The following is a 26,774-nucleotide window of genomic DNA, read 5'->3' as shown; positions in this document are numbered from 1 at the left end:
ATGATCAGGTTGATAGGTTCGAGGTGGAAGCATGGTGACATGTGGAGCTGACGAATACTAATAGATCGAGGACTTAACCATATAATATGTAGCAAATGTTATCTAGTTTTGAAAGAATATAAAAAACTTATTGACTTTCGAGGTCAAATGAGTTAAAATGATTCTTGTCTTAAATGAATATAGTCTGGTAATGATGGCAGAGAGGTCACACCCGTTCCCATACCGAACACGGAAGTTAAGCTCTCTAGCGCCGATGGTAGTTGGGACCTTGTCCCTGTGAGAGTAGGACGTTGCCAGGCAAAATGGAGGATTAGCTCAGCTGGGAGAGCACCTGCCTTACAAGCAGGGGGTCGGCGGTTCGATCCCGTCATCCTCCACCATATATGTCGGAGGGGTAGCGAAGTGGCTAAACGCGGCGGACTGTAAATCCGCTCCTTCGGGTTCGGCAGTTCGAATCTGCCCCCCTCCACCATTCTTAATTAATGGGCTATAGCCAAGCGGTAAGGCAACGGACTTTGACTCCGTCATGCGCTGGTTCGAATCCAGCTAGCCCAGCCATTAAGAGCCATTAGCTCAGTTGGTAGAGCATCTGACTTTTAATCAGAGGGTCGAAGGTTCGAGTCCTTCATGGCTCACCATTTTAATGAAATATGCGGGTGTGGCGGAATTGGCAGACGCACTAGACTTAGGATCTAGCGCCTTTGGCGTGGGGGTTCGACTCCCTTCACCCGCACTTTTAATAAAATAACTCATACATGTCTTGCGGAAGTAGTTCAGTGGTAGAATACAACCTTGCCAAGGTTGGGGTCGCGGGTTCGAATCCCGTCTTCCGCTCCAATTTTCAATATGACATGCCGGGGTGGCGGAACAGGCAGACGCACAGGACTTAAAATCCTGCGGTGGGTGACCACCGTGCGGGTTCGACCCCCGCCCTCGGCACCATATGCGCCCGTAGCTCAATTGGATAGAGCGTTTGACTACGGATCAAGAGGTTAGGGGTTCGACTCCTCTCGGGCGCGCTTTTATTAACGGGAAGTGGCTCAGCTTGGTAGAGCACCTGGTTTGGGACCAGGGGGTCGCAGGTTCAAATCCTGTCTTCCCGATATTCCCAAAAAACATGGGGCCTTAGCTCAGCTGGGAGAGCGCCTGCCTTGCACGCAGGAGGTCAGCGGTTCGATCCCGCTAGGCTCCACTTTATTTAATATATGTCTCGGAGGTATACCCAAGTTCGGCTGAAGGGATCGGTCTTGAAAACCGACAGGCGGTGAGAATCGCGCGGGGGTTCGAATCCCTCTACCTCCTCCATTTTTTCTTTAATGGTTTAGACATATAATAATAAAATATTTATTTTTTTCCTTCATGGAGGTATACCCAAGTTCGGCTGAAGGGATCGGTCTTGAAAACCGACAGGCGGCGAGAGTCGCGCGGGGGTTCGAATCCCTCTACCTCCTCCATTTTTTAAAACTTTATATTGTCGCGGGGTGGAGCAGCACGGTAGCTCGTCGGGCTCATAACCCGAAGGTCGCAGGTTCAAATCCTGTCCCCGCAACCAAATGGTCCCGTGGTGTAGTGGTTAACATGCCTGCCTGTCACGCAGGAGATCGCCGGTTCGACCCCGGTCGGGACCGCCATTTATGTTGGCTCGGTAGCTCAGTCGGTAGAGCAGAGGACTGAAAATCCTCGTGTCGGCGGTTCGATTCCGTCCCGAGCCACCATTTTTTTATGCCGGCTTAGCTCAATTGGTAGAGCAACTGACTTGTAATCAGTAGGTTGGGGGTTCAAGTCCTCTAGCCGGCATCATTTAGGGGCATAGTTTAAAGGTAGAACTGAGGTCTCCAAAACCTCCAGTGTGGGTTCGATTCCTACTGCCCCTGTAAAGTATATGGGCCTATAGCTCAGCTGGTTAGAGCGCACGCCTGATAAGCGTGAGGTCGATGGTTCGAGTCCATTTAGGCCCACCATATATTATTCCGCAGTAGCTCAGTGGTAGAGCTATCGGCTGTTAACCGATCGGTCGTAGGTTCGAGTCCTACCTGCGGAGCCATGGCCCGTTGGTCAAGTGGTTAAGACACCGCCCTTTCACGGCGGTAACACGGGTTCGAATCCCGTACGGGTCATACAAAAAGAGTCAGCATTATGCTGGCTCTTTTTTATTTTGTTAATCCTTTTTATTACGTTACTTTCCAGAAATAAATAAAGGAATTTTGGAAAAGCTATGGTATGTATAAAAAGGAGGAAATCATAATGACACGAGTGAGAGACTTAATGAGTACCCATATTGTACATTGTACACCGCTAGACAATGTATATGAGGCAGCTGTAAAAATGAAGGAAGAATCGGTTGGATTAATTCCTGTTGTTGAAAATGAGCAAGTTGTTGGGCTTGTTACTGATCGTGATTTAGTCGTTCGAGGGATTGCTGAAAAACATCCTGGATCTAATAAGATTACAAATGTAATGACAACAAATATTATCTCAGTTTCTCCAAATGATTCTATTGAAAAAGCTACAGAGCTAATGGCACAGCATCAAATTAGACGATTACCAGTAGTTGATAGTGGTCAACTTATTGGCATGTTAGCACTAGGAGATTTAGCTATAAGGGAATCAGCAGATGATCAAGCTGGATTTGCCTTGAGCGAAATCTCAGAGCGTACAGAGTAAATTGAAACTTTCATTAACCGAGAGTTTAATGGTCACTCATAAAGAGCTAAATTATATATAAATTTCAGATACATTATTCTAGTATATATGGATTAAACTAATATGTTAGCGTGATGTATCTGAGACATTATATAATAAGTATGTGGTTAATAATTTCGACATTTTTTTAAAATTTGTTATTCTTAATTTTTAATAAGAGAAAAGATGATATACTGATAGATATAAGTATTATGAGAGATTTTGAATATAACAATATTAATTTTTAGTGGTGCGATAATAAATTAATATTTCCTACATAGATGAAAAGGGAAGGGGAATTATATGAAGGCTGTACAGGGCGATCCAAATTGGAATTTGGTTACAGATACATATATAGAACCAAATAATTTCGCTGAATTATTTTCTTTGCTTGTACCTTGTCACCCAAAAGGTGAGGGGAAAGAACGAACTATATTAGTATGGAAAGAGAAAGAATTTTATAAAGAAGAAAATTTAGCGGCATTTATCGTATATGGCATGAATAAAGCAAAGAAATTACCGCAGTTTCATAAAGATGAAATTCCAACTTTAGTGCGTATTCTTCGCTTATGCCAAGAGATTGGTTGGTATGAAGAGGCAAATGATTTTATGATAGCGCAAGGATTAGCTGAGTTTGTTCATACTTCATTGCAATATGAAACATGGGATCTTTTGACGCAATCAGTTGCTTTAAATTATTTAATTATTAAATATCGTATAGGTGAATTGACAGATAGGGATATTGAAATTTGGGATAGAGTTAAATTTAATGAGAAGTGTATAACCGATTGTAAACATTTATTATCTCATAAAGAAGTATTGGAATTTACATTCTTTTATATGTGCAAGAGAGCGAAATCATTATCAAAAGAGCAATTAAATAGTGATATGATGAGTTTAGCAATGTATTGTAATACTTTTGTATATGATTTGTATACACATGATTTATTACGGAAATATCGTAAGTGTACAGATTTCCTATCATATTATGGACCTAGTCAGGCAGTTTTAGCATGTCAAAGAGCTGTATTATCTCAAATTTCCGATCGCTTAGACCCATTAAAGACAACGCATGTAGATGATTATTTATATGTGATGAAAGAAATGATGGAGCATATGACGATAGGAGTAATGGATCGATATGGTCATTTTATTGGAAAGCTACTATCTTATGTGCCATTTTTCGAAATGATACAAGTTCCACAGCATGCATATTATTGTGAAGAATTACTGTATATTTGTAAGGGCATTGAATATAAAGAAGAAACACTACGCAATTATATATTTATACAATTACATGATTGTTTACCATCATTCTTTAGGCTATTTCTTAAAAATAAGCGTTACGCAACGATTCATGATATTCTTTTCTATTGGTGCGATGACGAACAACGAATGAGCTTAGAGAAAAAATATAATCTGAGCTTTATTTATGAAAAATATGCTTGTGGATAAACAATATTTTCGATATGAAAAATTAATATAAATTAAAAAGGATCTCCAGTTTATGTGAGATCCTTTTTTGTTAGTAAAACAAGGAGAAAGTGATTAAGATAAGAAACAACATTCCATATAGGAGAAGTTGTGCAGTATAACTTCCTTGTATACCAAAAAAAGTATTGGCTTTCTTATACAAATTCAATATGTATTTTATTGGAGTATCTTTGAAAGATTGGTACACAGTGTCTCCTCTTTCTAAGCTTCTTGTTTTTGTTTTTGGTTATAAGGGACATTAATATATCTAGCTACAAATAATAAAACAGCCATAAAGAATACTGGAAATACAGTAGATAAATAAAAGCCATTACTAATTATATTTGTTATGAGAGCACTCAAAAGAAAAATAGCATTATAAATATGGGCAATTTTTTGTTTTAGTTGCACTTGAAATGATTCCATCATAATTTCTAATGCAACAAAAGCAATAATAATAGATAAAAATACAATATTTGTATTGTAAATGATTAAACAACAGATTAAACCTAAAAAGGCTACGTATTCAATTATAAGAGGTATATTGCGTGGCATACAATTTACCTAACTAAATATGGCAGTGGATTTACTGCATTTGTTTTTTCAAAATTCCATTCTCCATTATGTAATTCAAAATGAAGATGTTGCCCGTATGAATGACCTGTGTTTCCCATATGACCTATTAATTGTCCAGTTTGTACTTGATCACCAGCTTGTACAGTGCGATCCTTCATATGAGCATAAACAGTTGTATATAATTTCCCATTGATTTGATGCGCAATGAAAACAACATTGCCATAGCTAGCTGAATAATAAGATTTCACAACTTTACCTGCAGCAGCAGCTTGGATAGAGACGTTTCCTGGAGCGGCAATATCTATACCATAATGCATTTGTTCCCAGCGTATATCAAAGGTTGAGCTAATTCTTCCTTGAGCGGGGAATTTGAAAGCAGCTGGAATTGATGAAGGCTGATCTGTTTTAGCTTGTGGTTGATTTTGTACTACATAGTGTTTTGCTACATATCCGTATCCTGTGCCAAAACGAATTTTATACCAAGTACCTACAGTTTCTACTACTTGTACTTGTGTACCGTTTTGTAATGAACCGAGTAGAGCGCTACTTGTACTAGCGGTGCTACGTACATTTAGATTAGGTGTTGCAACAGTATATTTTGTATTATTTTGAACGGTGATTCCTTTTACTAAGGGTTGTGAACCATTAGAGATGAATGCTTTTTGTACGTAACCTGTTTGGCCATTATGTGATATTTTATACCATTCGCCTTGATCTTCTTGAACGGTAATAAACTTACCATTTGGTAATACATCTAAAATGGAAGATTCTAAATTAGGTTCAGAGCGAACGTTTAATGCATTAGCATTAACGATGTATTGATCATTAGATTGAAGTTTGTTTTTTAGTAAAATAGCATCTTTTTGTACATAACCTACTTTATTATGAACAGATACTTTATACCAACCATTAGTTGTTTCAAGGATGTTCACTTTTGTATTAAAGCGAATTGTATCAATTGATGTGCTTTTTACGTTATCTTCTGTATGTAATGCTACTTGATCGACTTTGACATACCCAGTTTTAATATTAGATAATTGTTCAGCGTTTGCTTTTTGTACATTTGTTTCACCCATAGAAGGAAGTAAAGAAGCAATCGCTACAGTAGTTGCTGTTAAAGCAGTAGCTTTCATATTCATGGAATAGAGACCTCCTCTAGTTGTATAGTTGTAATTTTATTATAGTATAAAGATATAATATAGTGGGGGTATTCACATAAATGTAATATGAAATCAATATAAAAATAAATTTTTTGAAGATAATGATTCCTTTTTATACAATTAATCGGGGTTTTATTTTCTAAAATAGAATGTATGTATTGTATACTTTTGATATTATGTTGATAATTAAGAAAATTAAAAAAGTTGATGATGTCTTATTAGGGTGTTATACTGACAGTGATAATTTTATAGTTTGCTAGGAGAGCTGGTGTTGCCAGCTGAGAGTAGGCCGTAAGCCTTTGATCCTTTTTATTACCTGATCTAGATTATGCTAGCGTAGGGAAGCAATTCGGACACTAACAATGAGTCCCCGTTTCTTTGCGTATAGAAACGGGGCTTTTTTATTTGAAAATTTCATATTGAAACCACTAGGGGTGCTTGACTTGCTGAGAGAGGAATAATCCTTAACCCTTACAACACCTGATCTAGGTAATACTAGCGAAGGGAAGTGGAACATCGAATAAATGTATAACTTTATTTGCTGTAACCACTTCTTATATATAGAAGTGGTTTTTTATTTAGATACATATATTGAAAGGGGATAGAGAAATGAAATTTTGCAATAGATTATTAGAAACTGTGCAACCGGTATGGGAGATGAGTCATAATCATCCGTTTGTAGTGGGTATGGGAGATGGCACGTTAGAAAAAGATAAATTCCAGTATTATATTATTCAAGATTATTTATATCTGCTAGATTATGCAAAGTTATATGCGATTGGTGTTGTAAAAGCAACGAATCCACAAGTAATGGGAAAGTTCGCTGAACAAATTGATGGAATATTAAATGGCGAAATGACAATCCATAAACAATATGCAAAAAGACTTGGAATTTCTATAGAGGAGATAGAGTCTGCGAAACCATCTGCTAAAAATTTAGCTTATACAAATTACATGATGTCTGTATCTCAAAATGGCACACTTGCGGAATTAATAGCAGCGCTTCTTCCATGTATGTGGAGCTATTGGGAAATTGGAAAGCGTTTAAATGATATTCCTAGAGCAAGAGATCATGAGTTTTTTGGTGAGTGGATTCAAGGATATAGTTCGGAAGAATACGGTAATCTTTGTATTTGGTTAATAGATTTATTAAATGAAATGGCAGTTGGAAAGTCTGAGAAAGAACTAGAAAGATTAGAGGAGATTTTCTTAAATTCCAGTCGATTTGAATATTTATTCTGGGATATGTCCTATCGTAAGGAGATGTGGGGATTTGAGGAGCAAGAACATACTACAGTTTCATAATGTTTCTTTTCATTACGATGAGAAACCAATCACCCATGAATTAAATGCTTCTATACATGAGAAAGAGTTTGTCAGTATTATCGGACCGAGTGGATGTGGGAAAAGTACTTTATTTCGCCTTATTACAGGTCTAGAAAAGGTAAGTACTGGACAGATAGAACTGACAGAAACAAAGCACCATCCTGTAGGATATATGCCGCAAAAAGATATGCTTTTGCCGTGGAGAACAATTATTGAGAATGCTGCCCTGCCGCTAGAGTGCCAAGGTGTACAGAAGAAAGAAGCAGAAGTAAAGGCAAAGGAACTGTTACATAAATTTGGTTTGCAAGGGTATGAGAAAAAATATCCGAAAGATTTATCTGGTGGTATGAGACAACGTGTATCTTTTATTCGAACTTTATTAACAGGCGGGGAGATATTGCTGTTAGATGAACCATTTAGTGCGTTGGATGCTTTAACGAAGACCTCTTTGCAAGAATGGTTGTTTGAACAATGGCAAGAGTGGGAAAAAACAATTTTATTCATTACTCATGATGTTGAAGAAGCGTTATTTCTTTCAAACCGAGTTTTAGTAGTGGAACAGCAGCCGATAACGACTTTGACTGAACGGACTGTACCGCTTGATCATAACAGAACACGAAAAGATTTATATAAACCGGAAGTATTAGCGCTGAAAGATGAGCTTCTTAGTATGTTACAAAGGCAGGTACTTGTGTGATGAACCGATTGAAAGAATTAGTTCCTGCTATTACACTTTCTAGTATTTTACTAGCTGTGTGGGAAATAGGAGCAAGAATTGTAGATGAGATGTACATTTTACCGTCACCTTCTGCGATTTTAATGAAGATATGGAAACTAAAAGACATATTATTTACAGTTCATTTACCTGCAACGTTATACGTCGTTTTAATAGGTGTTGTTATCTCTATCGTATTAGGTGTAGGGCTAGCGATGTTAATGAATGCGAGTACATGGATGGAGAGAGCATTTTATCCATTATTAGTTGCTTCACAAACGATTCCGATTACTGCGCTTGCTCCGCTATTTGTTTTATGGTTTGGATATACAATTTGGAGTAAGGTTGTTGTCACAGTTTTAATTACGTTTTTCCCAATTGCGGTCAATACGTATGATGGACTGCGTAGTACGAAAAAAGAATGGGAGGAGCTCTTAGTTACATATGGAGCAACAAAAAGAGATATTTTTCTTAAATTAAAGTTGCCGTCTGCTCTTCCTTATTTTTTCTCAGCTTTAAAAATTGCAGTTCCGCTTAGTGTTATCGGAGCAGCAATTGGAGAATGGCTCGGTGCACAAGCTGGGCTTGGATATTTCAGTAAGAGAATGATGACGCAGTTAGATGGAGCTGGCGTATTTGCACCTATTGTATTGTTATCATTATTAGCTATTTTCTTCGTCGTAATTATTTCCATATTAGAAAAGAAATTCATTAGTTGGAGGAAGCATTCATGAAATTTTTAAAGCGCATCTTTGTGTTTACATTATTAATTGCAATAATTGCAGGATGTTCGAGTAATTCAGCATCAGACAAAAGTAAAAAAGAGAAAGAAATAACAGTCATGTTAGATTGGTATCCAAATGCGGTACATAGCTTTATCTATGCAGCAATTGAAAAAGGATACTTTAAAGAAGAAGGTGTAAAGGTAAATATTAAATTCCCTTCTAATCCGACTGATCCATTAACGCTGGCAGCAGCAGGGAAGGTGACAGTGGGCTTGTATTATCAGCCAGATGTTGTTATGGCGAGAGCGAATGAGCAAATTCCAGTGAAATCAATTGGGGCTGTCGTACGTTCACCATTAAATCATGTTGTATCACTGAAATCAGCGGGCATTCAATCACCGAAAGATTTAGAAGGAAAAACAGTAGGATACTCTGGAACACCATTAAGTGAGATGTATTTAAAAACGATGGTAAAAGAAGCTGGTGGTAATCCTGATACAGTGAAAGTAGTAGATGTTGGCTTTGATTTAGTACCAGCATTAATTACGAAGAAAGTAGATGCGGTAACAGGGGCATACATTAACCATGAAGTACCTGTTATGCGTCATGAAGGCCATGAACCAGCGTACTTTAATCCAGCTGATTACGGAGTACCAAACTATCATGAGCTTGTGTTTGTAACAGGTGATAAAACGTTGAAAAAAGATAAAGAGGCGTTGCAAGCTTTCTTACGTGGTACGAAAAAAGGCTATGATTTCATGAAGAAAAACCCAGATGAAGCATTGAATATTTTATTAAATCATCAAGAAAAAGAAAACTTCCCACTTGTGCCAGAAGTTGAAAAGGAAAGTATGAAAATTTTATTAGAGAAGATGGAAACGAAAGATGAGCCATTCTTATCAGATTCAAAAGAATCTTGGGAGAAACAAAATAAGTGGCTGAAGGACAAAGGAATGACGAAAGAAACCGTCCCAGCCGATGAATTATTCGAAAATATTTTAAAGTAGGCGAATGAATATGAAAAATGAGCTCCACGTAATCTCAAATGGCCATATGCCATTCGAAGAGTTAGTGAATGTAGCGATGCAAATTGAGAGTGAGATTGATTATTTGCATATTCGTGAGCGTGAGAAGAGTACGAAGGAATTATATGAAGGTGTGGAAAGTCTATTAATGGAGGGCTTTCCGGCTTCTAAAATTGTCATAAACGATCGAATTGATATTGCAATTTTATTAAATATTCCTCGTGTTCAACTAGGATATCGAAGTACAGATGTAAAGTCAGTGAAAGAAAAGTTTTCGTATTTGCATGTCGGTTATTCTGTGCATTCGCTAGATGAAGCAATAGTAGCTTTTAAAAATGGAGCGGATTCACTCGTTTATGGCCATGTATTTCCGACAGATTGTAAAAAAGGTGTGCCAGCGAGAGGGCTTGAAGAAATTTCAGACATTGCAAGGTGTTTATCTATACCGATTACAGCAATTGGAGGAATTACCCCAGAAAACACAGTGGATGTTCTTACTAACGGTGTAAGCGGTATAGCAGTTATGTCTGGAATTGTAAGTAGTAGTAACCCGTATAGCAAAGCGAAATCTTATAAGGAATCAATAAGAAAGTGGGCGGAAAAACATGTGTGAGAAGTATGATGTAGCGATTATTGGTGGTGGTGTAATTGGTAGTTCAGTTGCACATTTTCTAGCAGAAAGAGGACATAAAGTAGCGATTGTGGAGAAGCAAAGTATTGCATCGGAAGCTTCAAAAGCAGCTGCTGGTTTACTTGGTGTTCAGGCAGAATGGGATGCGTATGATCCGCTATTTGAACTTGCTAGAGAAAGCCGAGCTATATTTCCACAACTTGCAGCAGTTTTACGTGAAAAGACGGGTGTTGATATTGGATATGAAGAAAAAGGAATTTATCGTATTGCTCAAAATGAAGATGAGAAGGAAAGAATTCTTCACATTATGGATTGGCAGCAGAAAACAGGTGAAGATTCTTATTTTCTAACGGGAGACCATGTGCGGGAAAAAGAGCCATATCTATCCGAATCTATTATAGGAGCAGTATATTATCCGAAAGACGGTCATGTTATTGCACCAGAGCTTACGAAAGCATTCGCACATTCTGCAGCGATTTCCGGTGCTGATATATATGAACAGACAGAAGTATTTGATATCCGTATTGAAAATAATAAAGTGACTGGAGTTATTACAAGTGAAGGTATTGTCACATGTGAGAAAGTCGTTATTGCAGGAGGTTCATGGAGCACGAAGTTACTCAGTTATTTTCACCGCGATTGGGGTACATATCCAGTTAAAGGAGAAGTGGTTGCGGTAAGAAGTAGAAAACAACTTTTAAAAGCACCTATTTTTCAAGAAAGATTTTACATTACTCCAAAGCGCGGTGGACGTTACGTAATTGGGGCAACAATGAAGCCACATACGTTCAATAAAACTGTGCAGCCAGAAAGTATAACTTCTATATTAGAGCGTGCTTATACAATATTGCCAGCTTTAAAAGAAGCAGAATGGGAAAGCACGTGGGCAGGATTAAGACCACAATCGAATCATGAAGCTCCTTATATGGGAGAGCATGAAGAAATAAAAGGTTTATATGCTTGCACGGGCCATTATCGAAACGGTATTTTATTAAGTCCTATTTCTGGCCAATATATGGCTGATTTAATAGAAGGAAAGCAAGAGAATCATTTGCTAGATTCATTGCTTTCTAGAAGAGTTTAGAAAGGGGATGGAAGTTTGAATTTAAAAATTAATGGTAACCAAATTGAAGTGCCAGCGAGTGTAAAAACAGTAGCTGAGCTACTTACACATTTAGAGCTAGATAACAGAATTGTTGTAGTAGAGCGTAATAAAGATATTTTACAAAAAGATGATCATACAGATACATCTGTTTTTGATGGAGACCAAATTGAGATTGTAACTTTCGTAGGAGGCGGTTGATTATGTTAAACATTGGACCATTTTCATTTCATTCTAGACTTTTATTAGGAACAGGTAAATTCCCTGATTTTGACGTACAGCAAAAGGCAATTGACGTTTCTGAAGCTGAAATTTTAACGTTTGCAGTACGTCGTATGGATATCTTTGATGCAAAGCAACCTAATTTATTAGAGAAACTTGATGTGAAAAAATATACGTTATTACCAAATACAGCAGGAGCAAAAAACGCTGAAGAGGCTGTTCGTATTGCAAAATTAGCAAAAGCTTCTGGGCTTTGTGACATGATAAAGGTAGAAGTTATTGGTGATGATAGAACGTTATTACCTGATCCGGTAGAAACATTAAAGGCATCTGAAATGTTACTGGAAGAAGGATTTATCGTACTTCCGTATACATCTGATGATGTTGTATTAGCACGTAAATTACAAGAGCTTGGCGTGCATGCGATTATGCCAGGAGCATCTCCAATCGGATCAGGACTTGGTATTGTAAATCCATTAAATTTGAGCTTCATTATTGAACAAGCGACAGTACCAGTTATCGTTGATGCCGGTATTGGTAGCCCAGCTGATGCGGCATTTGCAATGGAATTAGGAGCAGATGGCGTGTTATTAAATACAGCTGTATCAGGAGCAAAAGATCCTATTAAAATGGCACAAGCAATGAAATTAAGTATTGAAGCAGGCCGTTTAGGATTTGAAGCAGGTCGCATTGCACGTAAGCGTTGTGCAACTGCAAGTAGTCCTTTAGAAGGAATGAGCGTAGTTGAATAATCGATATTCTCGCCAAGAACTATTTTCTCCAATTGGAGAAGAAGGACAGCAAAAGATAAGAGAAAAGCATGTGCTTATTATCGGTGCAGGTGCATTAGGTAGTGCAAATGCAGAGATGTTTGTAAGAGCAGGTGTTGGCAAGATAACAATTGTTGACCGTGATTATGTAGATTGGAGTAATTTACAAAGACAACAATTGTATGCAGAGAGCGACGTAAAGAATAATCTTCCAAAAGCTATAGCGGCTAAAAAACGTTTAGAAGAGATTAATAGTGATGTAACAATAGAAGCTCTCGTTCAAGATGTAACAGCTGAAGAGCTAGAAGAACTTGTTATAAATGTTGATGTAATTATTGATGCGACTGATAATTTCGAAACGCGCTTTATTGTAAATGATATATCACAAAAATATTCTATTCCATGGATTTACGGTGCATGTGTAGGTAGTTACGGTCTTTCTTACACAATCCTTCCTAGTAAAACACCATGTTTATCATGTTTATTACAGTCGATTCCGCTTGGCGGGGCAACATGTGATACAGCGGGTATTATATCACCTGCTGTATCTCTTGTCGTTTCTCATCAAGTAACAGAAGCTCTTAAACTGTTAGTAGAAGATTACGAATCACTTCGAGATGGGCTTGTATCGTTTGATATGTGGAAGAATGAGTATTCATGTATGAATGTGCAAAAACTTCGCCAGCATAATTGTCCTTCATGCGGAGAGAATGCATTATATCCGTATTTAAATAAAGAAAACACATCAAAAACAGCAGTTTTATGCGGGCGAAATACAGTTCAAATTAGACCACCTCATAAAGATGAAATGAATTTTGAACAATATAAAGAGTTGTTGGAAGGTCGTGTAAATGATTTAAATATAAATCCATATTTACTATCATTTTCTGTTGAAGACAAGAGGTTAGTAGCCTTTAAAGATGGCCGTGTGCTCGTACATGGAACGAAAGATATAAGCGAAGCAAAAACGATTTATCATCGCTATTTTGGATAGAAAAGGATGAGTGGGATGAAAGTGAATAAAGCTTTAACAATTGCAGGGTCTGATAGCGGCGGCGGTGCTGGAATTCAGGCAGATTTAAAAACATTCCAAGAGCTTGGTGTATACGGAATGACGGCTATTACGGCAATTACTGCTCAAAACACGCTTGGCGTTCAAGGGGTATATCCTGTTCCATTAGAAGGTATTACAGAACAGCTGAATTCAATTGGTACGGATGTAACACCAGATGCAGTGAAACTAGGAATGTTATTTAGTAGTGAAATAATTCAAATTGTTGCAGAACAAATTAAAAAGTTTGGCTGGAATAATATTGTGCTAGATCCCGTTATGATTGCAAAAGGCGGTGCATCATTATTACAGCAAGAAGCAGTTCAAGCATTAAAAGAATATTTATTACCAGTAGCAACTGTTATAACACCGAATGTCCCAGAAGCAGAAGTGTTAACTGGGATGGAGATTCATAATGTTGAAGATAGTAAGGAAGCTGCAAAAATATTGCATGAATTAGGTGCTAAATATGTGCTTATGAAGGGCGGACATGCAGAATATCAAGGGAATGAAGTAATTGATTTCCTCTTTGATGGAGAAAAATTTATTGAGTTTAGAAGCGAGCGAATTCCTTCAAAGCAAACGCATGGAAGTGGGTGTACATTTGCTTCAGCGGTTACAGCAGGACTTGCGAAAGGATACGCAATTGAAGATGCTGTTCAAGAAGCAAAACGATTTATTAGTATAGCAATTGAAGAGCCATTGAATATTGGTAGTGGTCATGGACCGACGAATCATTTTGCGTATAAAGTGAATAGAACGCGTGTATAGATAAGTGAAAAGCCAGTTTTATAACTGGCTTTTTTTCTGTTTACTTTTTCAAAATACAGGAGTAATATATCAGCCAGAATACATTTTTTTGTAAACGCTGAGTCCAATTATATGGAGCGGAGGAACCAATTTGTGCAGTGTCACTAGGGGTGAATCTTTCAAGTTTGAAAGTAGGGCTACTCTCAAAGTCCGAATCCGACAGCTAACTTCGTAAGCGTCTTGAGAGAGGACGGTGCCATGATGGATACATCACTTCATCGATCTGATTAGTATAGGGGAATATCAATCTATGTTTGATTTCTTTTATACTAAGGAGGATGAGGTACATGGAACTAACACTTATTTGTGTTGGAGAAGAAAGTAAGGTAAATAGTTTAAGAGATTTAGTATCATTTCAACATGAGTTAATTATTTTTACAGCAAATGAAGAGATAGCGGCTGAAGTTAGGAATTGTGGGTTTGATTGGACTTATAGCTGCAGTAAGGAGCAGGACTTTACTAGTATTTGTGAGTGTATTAAGAAGGTGATTTTACTAGGGGATGAGCTTCCAATCGTTAGTTTTTTCACAGAACACATTCGCTTTTCTTTTCAAGCACCTATTACTGTTGTTACAAGGAATAAACGATATCCAGCGAGGCTCTATGAAACAATTGGAGCTAAGTTTGTCGTGTTTACAAATTGTGATAATATTTCTTTTTTATTTTTTGAATAGGGCGGGGGAAGAAATGATGAAGGTACTATTACTTGGAGATATAGCAAATCGTTGGGCAGTATCGGTAGAGCGAGTTCAAGAATTGGTTCAGATCGATCCCCTTTTTCCAGGGCCGTATATTATATTACCATCAAAAGATGCTTTGTATTTAGAGGTAGATATTACCGAGTATGAGCAGCTACATGCAGAATTGACACAAGTTTATATTCGCGGGAGAAATTTACGTGCATTTTTACGAGGAGAATAAAGGTTGAATAAAAAAGAGCGAATGCTGAGTGCAACAAGCTATGCACTTCATGTCATTCGCTCTTTTTATTTCATATTTAAAAGGTCATTTTTAAGAAAAGAGAAGAGAAATAAAGAAAATAGATGAAATAATAGTAATAATCTTCAATGTAAGCGTTTAAATGAATGTAAATATTATTATTTTCAGTAATTTACTCCTTTACAAGTGAAATATAGAGGAGTATATTTACTCTCATAAATCATTCATAAAATTTCCAAAAAAACCTAAAATCGCTGAGTTCCAGAAATGGAGCGGGGGAACCAATTTTGTGCATCGTCACTTGGGGTGAATCTTTCAGTTTTGAAAGTAGGGCTACTCTTTAGGCCCGAATCCGACAGCTAACCTCGTAAGCGTTTAGAGAGGAGGTTTACTTTTTGTTGTTCATTTTTTGAACACTGAGTAGAGCTCAGTGTTCTTTTTTAATATTTAAATGGTAAATTTTAACAAAAATAAAGCGAGGGATAGCTATGTTAGATGTTGTAATGGTCGGGATTTTTATTTTATTAGTTGCATCAATGGCAAGTCTTGCAAGTTGGTCAGATAAAGTTGTGAAAGAAGGAAAGCAATCATGATGATTGTCTTATCGGTTATTGTCGCAGCAATTACAGTGTATTTAGTGTATGCATTATTAAATCCAGAGAAGTTTTAATTAGGGGGAATCATTCATTATGATTTGGGTTGCAGTCATTATTACAATGCTCTTGTTTATTTTAGTAGCAAAGCCAACGGGGGTTTATTTAGAAAAAGCTTTTCAAGGTAGCAAAACGCTAGATAAAGTATTTGGGCCTTTTGAAAAACTTATTTTTAAAATTACGGGTGTAAAAGAATACAATCAAACGTGGAAACAGTACGCATTATCATTAGTTTTACTCAACGGATTTATGATTGTTGTTGTATATTTCATTTTCAGATTACAAGGTGTGCTGCCGCTAAATCCAGCGCATATTGAAGGGATGGAGCCTACGCTCGCTTTTAATACAGCGATTAGTTTTATGGCTGATACAAATTTACAGCATTATAGCGGTGAAAATGGTTTATCCTATTTATCACAATTAATCGGGATTACATTTTTAATGTTTGCGGCACCAGCAACGACATTAGCGCTCGTTATGGCTTTTATAAGAGGGCTTGCTGGAAAAGAACTTGGTAACTTTTTCGTTGATTTTACGAGAGCGTTAACGAGAGTGTTTCTTCCTATCGCATTTATTGCGGCACTAGTTTTTGTCGCACTTGGCGTACCCCAAACGTTAGATGGGGCGGTTACAGCACAAACGATTGATGGGGCAAAGCAAAGTATATTACGTGGACCTGTTGCATCATTCGTTTCCATAAAGGAACTTGGAAATAACGGCGGTGGATTTTTCGGAGCGAACTCTACGCATCCTTTTGAAAATCCAGGACAAATGAGTAATATTTTGCAAATGATGCTTATGATGTTATTACCAACAGCACTTCCATTTACGTACGGACGAATGGTAGGAAATAAAAAACAAGGTCGCATCCTTTTCGTATCACTTTTTATGGTGTTTTTACTAGGATTTATAACGATTACGACATCTGAACTAAATGGGAATCCGGCATTAAATGGAATGGGTATCGAACATGTACAAGGAAGTACAGAAGGGAAAGAAGTACGATTTGGAACAGTATTTTCTTCATTATACGCAACGGTAACGACAGCTGCTGAAACAGGCGCTGTTAATACGATGCATGATACGTTAACACCAATTGGCGGTTTAGTTCCGCTTGTAAATATGATGTTAAATACTGTGTATGGCGGCGTTGGAGCAGGTTTTGTAAACATTATTATGTATGCAATTATCGCGGTGTTTATATCTGGGTTAATGGTTGGACGGACACCAGAGTTTTTAGGTAAAAAGATTGAAGGTAAGGAAATGAAATTAATCGCGGTCACGATTTTATTTCATCCATTGCTCATTTTAGGATTTTCGGCATTAGCTCTTTCAACAAATTTAGGGACGGATGCTATTTCTCATTCCGGTTTCCACGGTTTGACGCAAGTGGTATATGAATATACATCGTCAGCTGCGAATAACGGATCTGGATTTGAAGGATTAGGAGATAATACACCGTTTTGGAATATTACGACTGGTTTAGTTATGTTTTTAGGACGTTACTTCAGTTTAATTACGATGCTAGCTGTGGCAGCTTCATTGAAAGAAAAAACGGTAGTGCCAGAAACAGTCGGAACGTTCCGTACAGATAATAGTTTATTTGGTGGCATCTTCATCGGAACAATTGTAATTGTCGGTGCATTAACATTCTTCCCGATGTTAGTACTCGGTCCAATTGCAGAATTTCTTACATTGAAGTAATGGAGGGTAAATGATGAGACCGGTAGTAGTAAAAGAAAAACAATTAAATGAGTCCCAAATACATGCTGTAGAAGATGAAGTTAGACAAGCGAAAACGATGGATCGTGATATCGTAACACATGCGATGAAGCAATCCGTTGCGAAATTGAATCCGAAGGTCATGATAAAGAATCCGATTATGTTCGTTGTGGAAATTGGATTTATCATTACGTTCATTTTATCTTTTCTTCCAAGCAGTTCTAGTAGTATACCAGGATGGTTTAATATAACAGTTTCTCTCATTCTATTATTTACAGTTTTATTTGCGAATTTTGCAGAAGCATTAGCAGAAGGTCGTGGTAAAGCGCAAGCCGATTCTTTAAAGCAGTCGAAGAAAGATGTGTTTGCAAATGTAGTAAAAGAAAATGGAGACATTGTCCAAGTTTCAGCAACTGATCTTAGAAAAGGTGACGTTGTTATCGTAAAACAAGGAGAAATGATTCCAAGTGATGGCGAAGTAATCAAAGGATTAGCATCTGTAGATGAATCTGCAATTACAGGTGAATCAGCTCCTGTTATAAAAGAAGCAGGCGGTGATTTTTGTTCCGTAACAGGTGGAACGATGGTCGTAAGTGATGAAATTACAATTGTCATTACGAGTAATCCTGGTGAATCATTTATCGATAAAATGATTTCTTTAGTAGAAGGAGCTGCTCGTCAAAAAACGCCGAATGAGATTGCTTTAAATACAGTATTAACGAGCTTAACTCTTATTTTCTTGATCGTCGTTGTGACGTTGCCGATTTTTACAAATTATTTAGGTTTTCAAATTGATACTGCTGTACTTGTAGCGTTGTTAGTATGTTTAATTCCAACGACAATTGGTGGTTTGCTATCAGCGATTGGTATTGCTGGGATGGACCGGGTAACAAAATTTAACGTGTTAGCGATGTCAGGGAAAGCAGTAGAAGCTGCTGGCGATATTAATACAATTATTTTAGATAAAACAGGTACAATTACTTTTGGGAACCGAATGGCTCATACATTATTACCTGTAGGAAATGAAACGATTGAGCAAGTTGGAAAGTGGGCCGCTATTAGTTCTGTTTTAGATGAAACACCAGAAGGTCGATCTGTTATCGAGTATGTGCAGGGAAAATCTATATCATATAATAGAGAACTTGCAGAACAAGGTGAGTTTGTTCCGTTTAAAGCAGAAACGAGAATGAGTGGTGTTGATTTACAAGACGGAACGAAAGTGAGAAAAGGTGCTGTAGGTGCCGTTATTGAATGGGTTGAGTCACAAGGCGGAACAATTCCGAAAGATGTAAATCAAAAAGCTGACTTAATTTCAAAAGAGGGCGGAACACCACTTGTAGTTGCAGTAGATAATCGTATTTATGGCTTAATTTATTTAAAGGATACAGTAAAACCGGGTATGCGTGATCGTTTTGAACAGTTGCGCCAAATGGGGATTAAAACGGTTATGTGTACAGGTGATAATCCGTTAACAGCAGCAACGATTGCAAAAGAAGCTGGAGTAGATGAATTCGTTGCCGAGTGTAAACCGGAAGATAAAATTGCTGTTATTAAAGCAGAGCAAGATAAAGGGAAACTTGTAGCGATGACAGGTGATGGTACAAATGATGCTCCAGCATTAGCACAGGCGGACGTTGGATTAGCGATGAACAGTGGTACGACAGCAGCGAAAGAAGCGGCGAACATGATTGATCTAGACTCAAATCCAACGAAAATTATTGAGGTTGTAGGAATCGGTAAGCAATTGTTAATGACGCGAGGTGCTTTAACGACGTTTAGTATTGCGAATGATATAGCGAAATATTTTGCAATCATTCCAGCAATGTTTACACTTGCGATTCCGCAAATGGAAGCATTAAACATTATGAAACTAACATCACCACTGTCAGCAATTTTATCAGCATTAATATTTAACGCTGTTATTATTCCATTACTCATTCCGTTAGCGATGAAAGGTATTGCATATAAACCAATGAGTTCTAATGCATTGCTTAGCCGAAACTTACTTATTTATGGGCTTGGCGGAGTTATCGTTCCGTTCATTGGAATTAAGGTAATTGATATGATTGTCGGCTTGTTTATATAAGGAAGAGGGGAAAAAGATGGAGAAGAAACAAAGTATACTATCACCAATTATCCGTATTACTTTTACATTTCTAGTGTTGTGTGGACTTGTATACCCACTTATTGTTACTGGTATTGCACAAGCAGTAATGAAGGATAACGCGGATGGAAGTCTAATATATAATGATAAAAATGAAGTGATTGGTTCTAAATTAATTGGTCAAAACTTCAAGGATCCACGTTATTTTCAAGGGCGTGTTTCTAGTATTGAATATAAGGCTGAAGCATCTGGTTCAAATAACTATGCACCATCTAATCCAGATTTAGCAAAGCGAGTAGAGAAAAGTATTGCGGACTGGAAGGAAAAAAATCCAGCTGTTCCGGTTACAGAAATACCAATAGATTTAGTGACAAATTCAGGTTCAGGGCTTGATCCTGATATTAGTCCAAAGGCGGCCTCGGTGCAGGTGGATCGCATCTCGAAATTAACGAATATTCCGAAAGAAAAACTTAATCAATTGATTAAAGATCAAACAGAAGGTGCTGCGCTTGGTTTATTTGGAGAGACCCGCGTAAACGTCTTAAAGCTAAATTTGGCGTTACAGAAATTAATGAAATAGTAACAGTGCTACCTCAATCTAATGGATTGAGGTAGCGTTGTTTCGAATGAAAGGTGGTGTTTATTGTGTATGCAGATGATTATGAACCGAAGTTTCAAAGGCGAACGCCAGAGGAATATTTAGAATATATTCGGCAACAAAATCGGGGAAAGTTAAAGTTATATGTAGGAGCAGCTCCAGGCGTAGGAAAAAGTTATAAAATGCTCTTTGATGCAAGGGAAATGAAAAAAGATGGAATTGATATTGTAATTGGTTTAATTGAAACGCATGGAAGAAAAGAGACGGAAGAAGCAATTGCTGATTTAGAAAAAGTTCCTTTGAAAGAAATACAGTATAAAGGAAAGGTATTTTATGAGCTTGATGTGGAAGGAATAAAAAAACGCGCGCCGCAAGTAGTTGTAGTGGATGAACTTGCGCATAGTAATATTCCTGGTTCTAAACATAAGAAACGTTATATGGATGTGCAGGAATTGTTAGAGGCTGGTATATCGGTATTATCAGCTTTTAATATTCAACATTTAGAAAGTGTTCATGATATTGTAGCTCAAATTGCGAATGTAAAAGTAAGAGAACGAATTCCAGATTTTATTTTACAAAAAGCAAATGAAATTCAGCTCGTTGATGCAACGCCCGAGGTATTAAGGAAGAGACTAATAGACGGAAAGATATATAAAGAAGAAAAAATTCAGCAAAGCTTACAAAACTTCTTTACACTTAATAATTTAGGAGCACTTAGGGAATTATCACTTCGAGAAGTTGCGGATGATATGGACGAGAAAATTAGCCAAACAGTAATAGAACCGATTGGCGTAAAAGAAAAAATTCTCGTTTGTGTACAATACAGTTCAACAGCGGAGAAATTAATACGACGGGGATGGCGCATGGCTGATCGGTTAAATGCTGAATTGTACGTATTAAACGTTGAGAGGGAAAATATAGATTCTATTTCAGCTGGAAAAAAGCAGACGATCGAAGAGTGGAAGGCGCTCACGAATCAATTTGATGCAAGTTTTGTATTAGAAGAAGCAAAGGGAAGAAAGCCAGCGGATGTTATTATTGAAGTCGCGAAAAGATTGCAAGTAACACAAATTTTACTTGGACAATCGGCTAGAACAAGGTGGGAAGAAATACGAAAAGGCTCTATTGTAAATGAAATTATGAGACAAACAAAGTATATTGATATTCATATTGTTGCGGATCAAAGAGGATAAATAGAGCCGACCTTTTTGGGGGCTCTATTTTGCTTTTTGTACAGAATGAAAACTTAGCATTTTCATTGTATATAAGATTACAAGTAAAAACATAATTGCACCTAGGAAGAAAATCCAAAAGTAATTTTGGTTAAATAAAAGAAATCCACCTATAAGTGGCCCTGTGCCCATACCAAGATAGCGGATGAAGTTGTACATACCGATAGCTGTTGCGCGTTCTTGTACGAATTCTTCTGTTAATAAAGTAGTGTGAGTTGGCATAGAAAGTCCCATACTAAAACCGTACAAAGATGTAACGATAATGATGAATGGGATATTGATGTTATATGTGAAAGAGAATAAAACGACACATATAATATTGAAGAAACTCGTAATAAATAAAGCTTGCTTTGTTGTGAGGCGTTTTTGCAAAAATTTGTAGCAAAAACTTCCTAGCATGATAGAAAGAGACATTGGTACAAACATAAGACCAATTTTATTTACAGTTAAATGAAATGAATTTGTTAAAATACTCGGTAAAAAAACGAGAAAGCAAAAGTAAATACAAAATTGAATGAAGCCAATAAGAGTAATAGAAAATCCAGTTTTATTTTTTAAGATAAGAGAGTAATTCTTTTGTGCTTTAGATTGTTTAATTATATTTGGCTTTGTTTCTGGGAGTAGTGAAATGTTTATAATTAATAAGATAATGCCAAGTGTAGATAAAAAGAGAAATACAGATAAGTGACCATTTATACTGCCAAGATAACCACCTATGAGAGGAGCCATTGCAGGTGCGAGGGCAAGTAACATTTGGTATAGGCTCATCGCTCCTCCGCGTTCTTTTCCTTCAAATAAATCGCCGATAATCGTTGCTGAAACTACAGGTATAGCCGCTATTCCTATAGCTTGAACAGCTCTAAAAAAGAGAAATAAATAAATGTTTGCCGAAAAGGCACATCCGATTGAACCAATTGTACTAATGACTAAACTAGGGATAAGGACAGATTTTCTCCCTTTTGTATCAATTAAAGGTCCATATACGAGCTGCATAATTGCAAGAACGAATGTGAAAAGTGAAACTGTTACATTTACAAGATAAAGAGAAGTGTGAAAAGAATTTTGAATCATCGGTAAGATAGGTGTGTAAATATTTTGAGCGAAGGAACCGAGTAAGGCACTAATACAGACAACATATAAAATAAAAGTTAGTTTAGAGTTTTTCATCATGTTAACCTCCTTGTGATTTAGTTTCCTCGGAAACTAAATTTATTTTAACATGATTTTCTTACTTGTAAAGATGAAAAAATGGTTTTAAAATGGTATATAGTTAAATTGTTTCTTTGGAAACTTAGGAGGCGAACGGATTGAAGCATGCAACGAAGCAAATGGAAATACTTTCGGACATTCGTACACTTTTGCATAAAAAAGAAGAACATTTAAAACGACAAAATGAGAAGTTTCTTCGTGAGACAGGCGTAAGTAGTATGTCTTTATCTGAGTTACATGTAATCGAATGTATCGGAAAAAATGGTTTGATGAATGTAACGGCAATTACGACAGAAATGGGCATGACGAAGGGAGCAATCTCTAAAATTTGTACAAAGTTGTTTCAAAAGCAATTCGTTGAGAAGATGCAAATGTTAGATAATCAAAAAGAAATCTTCTTCAGCTTAACGGAGAGTGGGAATGAAATATATAAAGCTCATGAAAAATTGCATAAGCAAGCTGAAGAAAAGTGGTTGTTACTTTTAGATGGATATACGAAAGAAGAGCAAGACTTTATTCAAAGGTTTATAAAGGATGTCTCCGGTCATTTGGAAATATAATTGGAAGAAAAAACTCCTTTTTCTCAAGGCTTTTAAATATAATTTCTGAAAGAACTCATATATAATAGAAAAAGATACTTAACATGGTGAATAATTAAAGAGTCAATATATATAGAGGAGAGAGTAACATGCTTGAAAATACGGGGTTAGTATTAGAAGGCGGCGGTATGCGTGGTGTATACACGGGCGGGATATTAGAATACTTTATGGAACAAGATTTATATTTTCCATATGTAATCGGTGTATCAGCTGGTGCTTGTCATGCAGCGTCGTATCTTTCCAGACAAAGAAATAGAAATAAAACGGTCAATATTGATTATGCATCACATCCGAAATATTTATCGTATAAAAATTTATGGAGAAAACGTCAGCTATTTGATATGGATTTCATTTTTCATGAAATTCCAGAAAAGCATGTGCCGTTTGATTTTGAAACATACTTTAATAGTCCAGAACGTTTCCTTGTAGGAACGACGGATTGTGAAACAGGACAGTCTGTTTATTTTGAAAAAGAAGGAACGAATGATGATGCACTAAATTTATTACAAGCGTCTAGTTCATTGCCTTTCATTGCACCAGTCGTAAATTATCGTGGTAAGCAACTGTTAGATGGCGGGATTTCTGATCCAATTCCAGTTCGTAAAGCACAGGAAGATGGATTTAAAAAATCAGTCGTAATTTTAACGAGAAATCATGGTTACGCAAAGAAAAAATCAAGATTTGGGTGGATTGCTGCGAAAGCTTATAAAAAATATCCGAACCTTGTGAACACGATGCTAAATCGTTATGAAGTGTATAATGAAACACTTCACTATATTGAAAAAGAAGAACAAGCTGGGAATTTATTTGTTATTCGTCCAGAAGTACCGCTTCAAGTAGATCGTATGGAAAAAGATACAGCAAAACTACAAAATCTATACGAGCAAGGCTATGAAGATGCAAAGAGACAGTTTGCAGATTTGCAGGCGTTCTTGCAAAAATAAATATTAGGCTGCGGAGAAGAATTTCTCTGTAGCCTTTTTATATTGCTTTTAAAAAAGGAAAATAGAGCATCGAATTTCGATGCTCTACTTTTTATGTATAAAAAAATCCCTCTTTATGAGGGATTTTAATGTGGTAAGAATATCAATTGATAAGCAAACAAAATTCCAAATACATATACAAGTGGGTGAACAGCACGGAATTTACCTTTTGCCACTTTCATAAGTGGATATGAAATAAATCCAAGTGCGATACCTGTTGCGATACTTGATGTAAGTGGCATGCTTAAGATTACTAAAAATGCTGGGAATGCTTCATCAAATGCGTCCCAATCGATGTGGCGAACTGAACCCATCATAAGACTACCAACGATAATTAATGATGGAGCAGTAATAGCTGATACACCAGAAACAGCACTTACTAATGGTCCGAAGAATGCTGCTAATGCGAATAGAACAGCTACTGTAACAGTTGTTAAACCAGTACGACCACCAGCTGCAACACCAGCAGATGATTCAATGTAAGCTGTTGATGGTGTCGTTCCGAACATAGAACCAATAGTTGCTGAGAATGAGTCAGATAGAAGAGCTCGTCCTGCTTTTGGAAGCTTTCCGTCCTTCATAAATCCACCTTGTTGTGCAACGCCAAGTAATGTACCTGTTGTATCGAATAGTGTAACAAGGAAGAATGAGAATACAACGCCGTATAATCCGTAGTTAATTACGTCAGATACAGCAGTAATTGGATTTGAAACGATAATTCCTTCTGGTAATCCAGGCATTGATGTAACACCGTTTGAGAATGTTAATTGTCCTGTGAAGAAAGCGATAATACCAGTTAATAACATCCCGATAAATAGTGCGCCATTTACATTTAAAGACATAAGGACAATTGTAATTCCAAGTCCAGCTAATGCTAGTAGTACTGGAGCAGAGTGAAGATCACCAAGTCCAACTAAGTTTGCATCATTTTTTGTAACGATACCTGTTAAACGTAAACCGATAAAGGCGATAAATAGCCCGATACCAGCAGTAATTGCATGTTTTAAGTTTTCAGGAATTGCTTCCATTAATTTTGTACGGAAAGATGTAAATGATAGCAAAATTAAAATCATACCTGCTACGAATACAGCAGAGAATGCAATTGCGAAAGTCATGCCTTCATGCGCTTTTACAACAGAGTAAGAGAAGTAAGCATTTAATCCCATACCTGGCGCGATTGCGATTGGTAAGTTTGTAAAGATTGCCATAAATAATGTTCCGACAACAGCAGCAATAATTGTTGCTGTAAATGCTTGTTCAAATGGAACACCTGCATCTCCAAGGATAACAGGGTTTACGACAATGATATATGCCATTGTTAAGAAGGTAATAATACCTGCCATAATTTCAGTTTTAATAGAAGTTTTATGTTTTGAAAGGTTAAACATATAAACATCCTTTCTGTTTACGAATAATTTTCACAACAGTTATATATAATATTCGTTTTTTATCTATTTTGCAATAGTTTTGCATAAAAAGTTTATAACAATTCATATTTTGTGTCTTAAATTCGAATATTAATCGTAAAACGATGTGTGAATTTCAGCTTTTTATTGTGCACATGCTAAGGAAAAGGAGTTGAAAGAAGCTATGCCACAACAAAAAAACTTTATAACAATGCCTGCGCAACATCAAAATAAGCAGCCAGGTATTGAATCATTAATGAGCCCCCTTCCGCAGTTTGAAGATGCAAACTATAAAGGAAGTGAAAAGTTAAAAGGGAAGAATGTGTTAATTACGGGAGGGGATAGCGGAATTGGACGAGCAGTTTCCATCGCTTTTGCAAAAGAGGGGGCAAATGTTGCGATTGCTTATTTAGATGAGGAAGAAGATGCAAATGAGACGAAACAACGTGTTGAAAAAGAAGGTGTAAAGTGTGTATTGTTGCCGGGGGATTTGAGTAATGAACAGCATTGTAAAGATATTGTGGAAGAGACCGCCCGGCAGTTAGGTAGTTTAAATATTTTAGTTAATAACGTTGCACAGCAATATCCGCAGCAAGGGCTAGAGTATATTACAGCAGAACAGCTAGAAAAAACATTTCGTATTAATATTTTTTCTTATTTTCACGTTACGAAAGCAGCCCTTTCTCATTTGAAGAAAGGGGATGTCATTATAAATACGGCATCTATCGTTGCATATGAAGGAAATGAAACGTTAATTGATTATTCCGCAACGAAAGGAGCAATCGTAGCTTTTACAAGATCACTTTCTCAATCGTTAGTGCAAAAAGGGATTCGGGTAAATGGTGTTGCACCAGGCCCGATTTGGACACCGCTTATTCCATCGAGCTTTGATGAGAAGAAAGTCTCTCAGTTTGGGAGCAATGTTCCGATGCAAAGACCTGGTCAACCATATGAATTAGCGCCGGCATACGTATACTTGGCATCTGGTGATTCATCCTATGTTACTGGGCAAATGATACATGTAAATGGGGGCGTTATTGTAAATGGATAGTTTTCATTTA

28 protein-coding genes, 20 tRNA genes, 1 rRNA gene and 4 riboswitches are annotated in these 26,774 nt (G+C 37.0%); of the genes, 45 read left to right on the top strand and 4 right to left on the bottom strand.

Annotated elements, in window-relative coordinates:
• Positions 1-183: 183 nt before the first annotated feature.
• The 23 genes from rrf (at position 184) to HMAS_RS20450 (ending at position 4,137) form a co-directional block, all read left to right on the top strand.
• A 5S ribosomal RNA gene (gene rrf / locus HMAS_RS20560) occupies positions 184-299 on the top strand.
• A gap of 5 nt (positions 300-304) precedes the next feature.
• Positions 305-380, top strand: a tRNA-Val gene (locus HMAS_RS20555).
• A gap of 8 nt (positions 381-388) precedes the next feature.
• Positions 389-472 (top strand) — tRNA-Tyr (locus HMAS_RS20550).
• An 11-nt stretch (positions 473-483) separates the two neighbouring features.
• Positions 484-558 (top strand) — tRNA-Gln (locus HMAS_RS20545).
• Between the two features lie 4 nt (positions 559-562).
• Positions 563-638 (top strand) — tRNA-Lys (locus HMAS_RS20540).
• A 14-nt stretch (positions 639-652) separates the two neighbouring features.
• Positions 653-733, top strand: a tRNA-Leu gene (locus HMAS_RS20535).
• A gap of 29 nt (positions 734-762) precedes the next feature.
• A tRNA-Gly gene (locus HMAS_RS20530) sits at positions 763-837 on the top strand.
• 16 nt (positions 838-853) lie between these two features.
• A tRNA-Leu gene (locus HMAS_RS20525) sits at positions 854-942 on the top strand.
• Between the two features lie 3 nt (positions 943-945).
• A tRNA-Arg gene (locus HMAS_RS20520) sits at positions 946-1,019 on the top strand.
• A gap of 10 nt (positions 1,020-1,029) precedes the next feature.
• Positions 1,030-1,103 (top strand) — tRNA-Pro (locus HMAS_RS20515).
• A 16-nt stretch (positions 1,104-1,119) separates the two neighbouring features.
• Positions 1,120-1,192 (top strand) — tRNA-Ala (locus HMAS_RS20510).
• Between the two features lie 20 nt (positions 1,193-1,212).
• Positions 1,213-1,305 (top strand) — tRNA-Ser (locus HMAS_RS20505).
• Between the two features lie 56 nt (positions 1,306-1,361).
• Positions 1,362-1,454, top strand: a tRNA-Ser gene (locus HMAS_RS20500).
• 21 nt (positions 1,455-1,475) lie between these two features.
• Positions 1,476-1,552, top strand: a tRNA-Met gene (locus HMAS_RS20495).
• Positions 1,553-1,555: 3 nt separating this feature from the next.
• Positions 1,556-1,631: transfer RNA gene (locus HMAS_RS20490), tRNA-Asp, on the top strand.
• Positions 1,632-1,639: 8 nt separating this feature from the next.
• A tRNA-Phe gene (locus tag HMAS_RS20485) sits at positions 1,640-1,715 on the top strand.
• 9 nt (positions 1,716-1,724) lie between these two features.
• Positions 1,725-1,797: transfer RNA gene (locus tag HMAS_RS20480), tRNA-Thr, on the top strand.
• 6 nt (positions 1,798-1,803) lie between these two features.
• Positions 1,804-1,874 (top strand) — tRNA-Trp (locus HMAS_RS20475).
• A 10-nt stretch (positions 1,875-1,884) separates the two neighbouring features.
• Positions 1,885-1,961: transfer RNA gene (locus HMAS_RS20470), tRNA-Ile, on the top strand.
• 8 nt (positions 1,962-1,969) lie between these two features.
• Positions 1,970-2,044 (top strand) — tRNA-Asn (locus HMAS_RS20465).
• A 1-nt stretch (position 2,045) separates the two neighbouring features.
• Positions 2,046-2,117: transfer RNA gene (locus HMAS_RS20460), tRNA-Glu, on the top strand.
• A 127-nt stretch (positions 2,118-2,244) separates the two neighbouring features.
• Positions 2,245-2,664, top strand: a complete 420-nt coding sequence (locus HMAS_RS20455; RefSeq protein WP_000199011.1) for a CBS domain-containing protein — start codon at positions 2,245-2,247, stop codon at positions 2,662-2,664.
• Between the two features lie 321 nt (positions 2,665-2,985).
• Positions 2,986-4,137, top strand: a complete 1,152-nt coding sequence (locus HMAS_RS20450; protein ID WP_000648913.1) for a DUF3965 domain-containing protein — start codon at positions 2,986-2,988, stop codon at positions 4,135-4,137.
• 240 nt (positions 4,138-4,377) lie between these two features.
• Here the strand turns inward: HMAS_RS20450 and HMAS_RS20445 are convergent, their stop codons facing one another.
• Positions 4,378-4,710 (bottom strand): hypothetical protein, encoded by a 333-nt coding sequence (locus HMAS_RS20445; protein WP_001137823.1) that lies wholly within the window; start codon positions 4,708-4,710, stop codon positions 4,378-4,380.
• 5 nt (positions 4,711-4,715) lie between these two features.
• Positions 4,716-5,870, bottom strand: coding sequence for an SH3 domain-containing protein (locus tag HMAS_RS20440; RefSeq protein WP_001056037.1), 1,155 nt, complete (start codon positions 5,868-5,870; stop codon positions 4,716-4,718).
• 269 nt (positions 5,871-6,139) lie between these two features.
• Positions 6,140-6,251: riboswitch (TPP riboswitch) on the top strand.
• A 60-nt stretch (positions 6,252-6,311) separates the two neighbouring features.
• A riboswitch (TPP riboswitch) is annotated at positions 6,312-6,415 on the top strand.
• A gap of 85 nt (positions 6,416-6,500) precedes the next feature.
• On the opposite strand from HMAS_RS20440, the gene tenA reads away from it, so the two are divergent.
• From tenA to kdpDN, 19 genes are all read left to right on the top strand, one after another.
• Positions 6,501-7,196: a thiaminase II gene (gene tenA / locus HMAS_RS20435; RefSeq protein WP_000666920.1), complete on the top strand. Its 696-nt coding sequence runs from the start codon at positions 6,501-6,503 to the stop codon at positions 7,194-7,196.
• A complete protein-coding gene (locus HMAS_RS20430; protein WP_001256824.1) occupies positions 7,165-7,914 on the top strand; it encodes an ABC transporter ATP-binding protein in 750 nt (249 codons plus the stop codon). Before tenA ends, HMAS_RS20430 begins: the two co-directional genes overlap by 32 nt.
• Positions 7,914-8,666, top strand: a complete 753-nt coding sequence (locus HMAS_RS20425) for an ABC transporter permease (RefSeq protein WP_001080853.1) — start codon at positions 7,914-7,916, stop codon at positions 8,664-8,666. Before HMAS_RS20430 ends, HMAS_RS20425 begins: the two co-directional genes overlap by 1 nt.
• Positions 8,663-9,664 (top strand): ABC transporter substrate-binding protein, encoded by a 1,002-nt coding sequence (locus HMAS_RS20420; protein ID WP_000670416.1) that lies wholly within the window; start codon positions 8,663-8,665, stop codon positions 9,662-9,664. Before HMAS_RS20425 ends, HMAS_RS20420 begins: the two co-directional genes overlap by 4 nt.
• A gap of 10 nt (positions 9,665-9,674) precedes the next feature.
• Entirely contained in the window at positions 9,675-10,295 is a 621-nt protein-coding gene (gene tenI, locus HMAS_RS20415; protein WP_000787170.1) for a thiazole tautomerase TenI, read from the top strand.
• Positions 10,288-11,397 (top strand): glycine oxidase ThiO, encoded by a 1,110-nt coding sequence (gene thiO / locus HMAS_RS20410; RefSeq protein WP_000333313.1) that lies wholly within the window; start codon positions 10,288-10,290, stop codon positions 11,395-11,397. Before tenI ends, thiO begins: the two co-directional genes overlap by 8 nt.
• Before the next feature lie 15 nt (positions 11,398-11,412).
• Positions 11,413-11,616 carry a sulfur carrier protein ThiS gene (thiS, locus tag HMAS_RS20405; protein WP_001049502.1) on the top strand — a complete coding sequence of 68 codons (204 nt, stop codon included), beginning with the start codon at positions 11,413-11,415 and terminating at the stop codon, positions 11,614-11,616.
• 2 nt (positions 11,617-11,618) lie between these two features.
• Entirely contained in the window at positions 11,619-12,389 is a 771-nt protein-coding gene (gene thiG / locus HMAS_RS20400) for a thiazole synthase (protein WP_000931981.1), read from the top strand.
• Positions 12,382-13,401 (top strand): thiazole biosynthesis adenylyltransferase ThiF, encoded by a 1,020-nt coding sequence (gene thiF, locus HMAS_RS20395; protein ID WP_001065417.1) that lies wholly within the window; start codon positions 12,382-12,384, stop codon positions 13,399-13,401. Before thiG ends, thiF begins: the two co-directional genes overlap by 8 nt.
• Before the next feature lie 15 nt (positions 13,402-13,416).
• Positions 13,417-14,229 carry a bifunctional hydroxymethylpyrimidine kinase/phosphomethylpyrimidine kinase gene (gene thiD, locus HMAS_RS20390; protein ID WP_048558602.1) on the top strand — a complete coding sequence of 271 codons (813 nt, stop codon included), beginning with the start codon at positions 13,417-13,419 and terminating at the stop codon, positions 14,227-14,229.
• An 85-nt stretch (positions 14,230-14,314) separates the two neighbouring features.
• Positions 14,315-14,462: riboswitch (cyclic di-AMP (ydaO/yuaA leader) on the top strand.
• 93 nt (positions 14,463-14,555) lie between these two features.
• The gene (locus HMAS_RS20385; protein WP_000424090.1) at positions 14,556-14,942 is read left to right on the top strand and encodes a hypothetical protein; all 387 of its coding nucleotides are present in this window, start codon (positions 14,556-14,558) and stop codon (positions 14,940-14,942) included.
• Positions 14,943-14,955: 13 nt separating this feature from the next.
• On the top strand, positions 14,956-15,189 hold the full coding sequence (locus HMAS_RS20380) for a hypothetical protein (protein WP_001985933.1): 234 nt from the start codon (positions 14,956-14,958) through the stop codon (positions 15,187-15,189).
• A gap of 3 nt (positions 15,190-15,192) precedes the next feature.
• Positions 15,193-15,315 carry a hypothetical protein gene (locus HMAS_RS28275; RefSeq protein WP_001034421.1) on the top strand — a complete coding sequence of 41 codons (123 nt, stop codon included), beginning with the start codon at positions 15,193-15,195 and terminating at the stop codon, positions 15,313-15,315.
• 134 nt (positions 15,316-15,449) lie between these two features.
• A riboswitch (cyclic di-AMP (ydaO/yuaA leader) is annotated at positions 15,450-15,595 on the top strand.
• A gap of 100 nt (positions 15,596-15,695) precedes the next feature.
• Positions 15,696-15,800 carry a SipW-dependent-type signal peptide-containing protein gene (locus HMAS_RS20375; RefSeq protein WP_000887894.1) on the top strand — a complete coding sequence of 35 codons (105 nt, stop codon included), beginning with the start codon at positions 15,696-15,698 and terminating at the stop codon, positions 15,798-15,800.
• Positions 15,797-15,877: a K(+)-transporting ATPase subunit F gene (gene kdpF, locus HMAS_RS20370; RefSeq protein WP_000973728.1), complete on the top strand. Its 81-nt coding sequence runs from the start codon at positions 15,797-15,799 to the stop codon at positions 15,875-15,877. The genes HMAS_RS20375 and kdpF overlap by 4 nt, the downstream gene beginning before the upstream one ends.
• Positions 15,878-15,896: 19 nt before the next feature.
• Positions 15,897-17,564, top strand: a complete 1,668-nt coding sequence (kdpA, locus tag HMAS_RS20365) for a potassium-transporting ATPase subunit KdpA (RefSeq protein ID WP_006914749.1) — start codon at positions 15,897-15,899, stop codon at positions 17,562-17,564.
• A 13-nt stretch (positions 17,565-17,577) separates the two neighbouring features.
• Positions 17,578-19,668, top strand: a complete 2,091-nt coding sequence (gene kdpB / locus HMAS_RS20360; protein WP_001248002.1) for a potassium-transporting ATPase subunit KdpB — start codon at positions 17,578-17,580, stop codon at positions 19,666-19,668.
• A 16-nt stretch (positions 19,669-19,684) separates the two neighbouring features.
• On the top strand, positions 19,685-20,266 hold the full coding sequence (gene kdpC / locus HMAS_RS20355) for a K(+)-transporting ATPase subunit C (RefSeq protein ID WP_025709924.1): 582 nt from the start codon (positions 19,685-19,687) through the stop codon (positions 20,264-20,266).
• Positions 20,267-20,322: 56 nt separating this feature from the next.
• Positions 20,323-21,477: a KdpD-like non-kinase potassium sensor gene (gene kdpDN / locus HMAS_RS20350; RefSeq protein WP_088859391.1), complete on the top strand. Its 1,155-nt coding sequence runs from the start codon at positions 20,323-20,325 to the stop codon at positions 21,475-21,477.
• A gap of 24 nt (positions 21,478-21,501) precedes the next feature.
• On the opposite strand, the gene HMAS_RS20345 is transcribed toward kdpDN, so the two are convergent.
• Entirely contained in the window at positions 21,502-22,683 is a 1,182-nt protein-coding gene (locus tag HMAS_RS20345) for an MFS transporter (RefSeq protein WP_025709926.1), read from the bottom strand.
• A gap of 140 nt (positions 22,684-22,823) precedes the next feature.
• Here HMAS_RS20345 and HMAS_RS20340 point away from each other — a divergent pair, with 140 nt between their 5' ends.
• Positions 22,824-23,285 carry a MarR family transcriptional regulator gene (locus HMAS_RS20340; RefSeq protein ID WP_000679681.1) on the top strand — a complete coding sequence of 154 codons (462 nt, stop codon included), beginning with the start codon at positions 22,824-22,826 and terminating at the stop codon, positions 23,283-23,285.
• Positions 23,286-23,413: 128 nt separating this feature from the next.
• The gene (locus HMAS_RS20335; protein ID WP_000892679.1) at positions 23,414-24,268 is read left to right on the top strand and encodes a patatin-like phospholipase family protein; all 855 of its coding nucleotides are present in this window, start codon (positions 23,414-23,416) and stop codon (positions 24,266-24,268) included.
• A gap of 125 nt (positions 24,269-24,393) precedes the next feature.
• Here HMAS_RS20335 and HMAS_RS20330 read toward each other — a convergent pair whose 3' ends face one another.
• A complete protein-coding gene (locus HMAS_RS20330; RefSeq protein WP_000482715.1) occupies positions 24,394-25,695 on the bottom strand; it encodes an NCS2 family permease in 1,302 nt (433 codons plus the stop codon).
• Positions 25,696-25,897: 202 nt separating this feature from the next.
• On the opposite strand from HMAS_RS20330, the gene HMAS_RS20325 reads away from it, so the two are divergent.
• A complete protein-coding gene (locus tag HMAS_RS20325) occupies positions 25,898-26,764 on the top strand; it encodes an SDR family oxidoreductase (RefSeq protein WP_001136261.1) in 867 nt (288 codons plus the stop codon).
• Positions 26,765-26,774: the final 10 nt, after the last annotated feature.

The sequence above is a fragment of the Bacillus sp. HMA207 genome (assembly GCF_003402455.1).
Lineage (GTDB): Bacteria > Bacillota > Bacilli > Bacillales > Bacillaceae_G > Bacillus_A > Bacillus_A cereus.
This window is presented reverse-complemented; position numbering and strand designations above follow the sequence as displayed.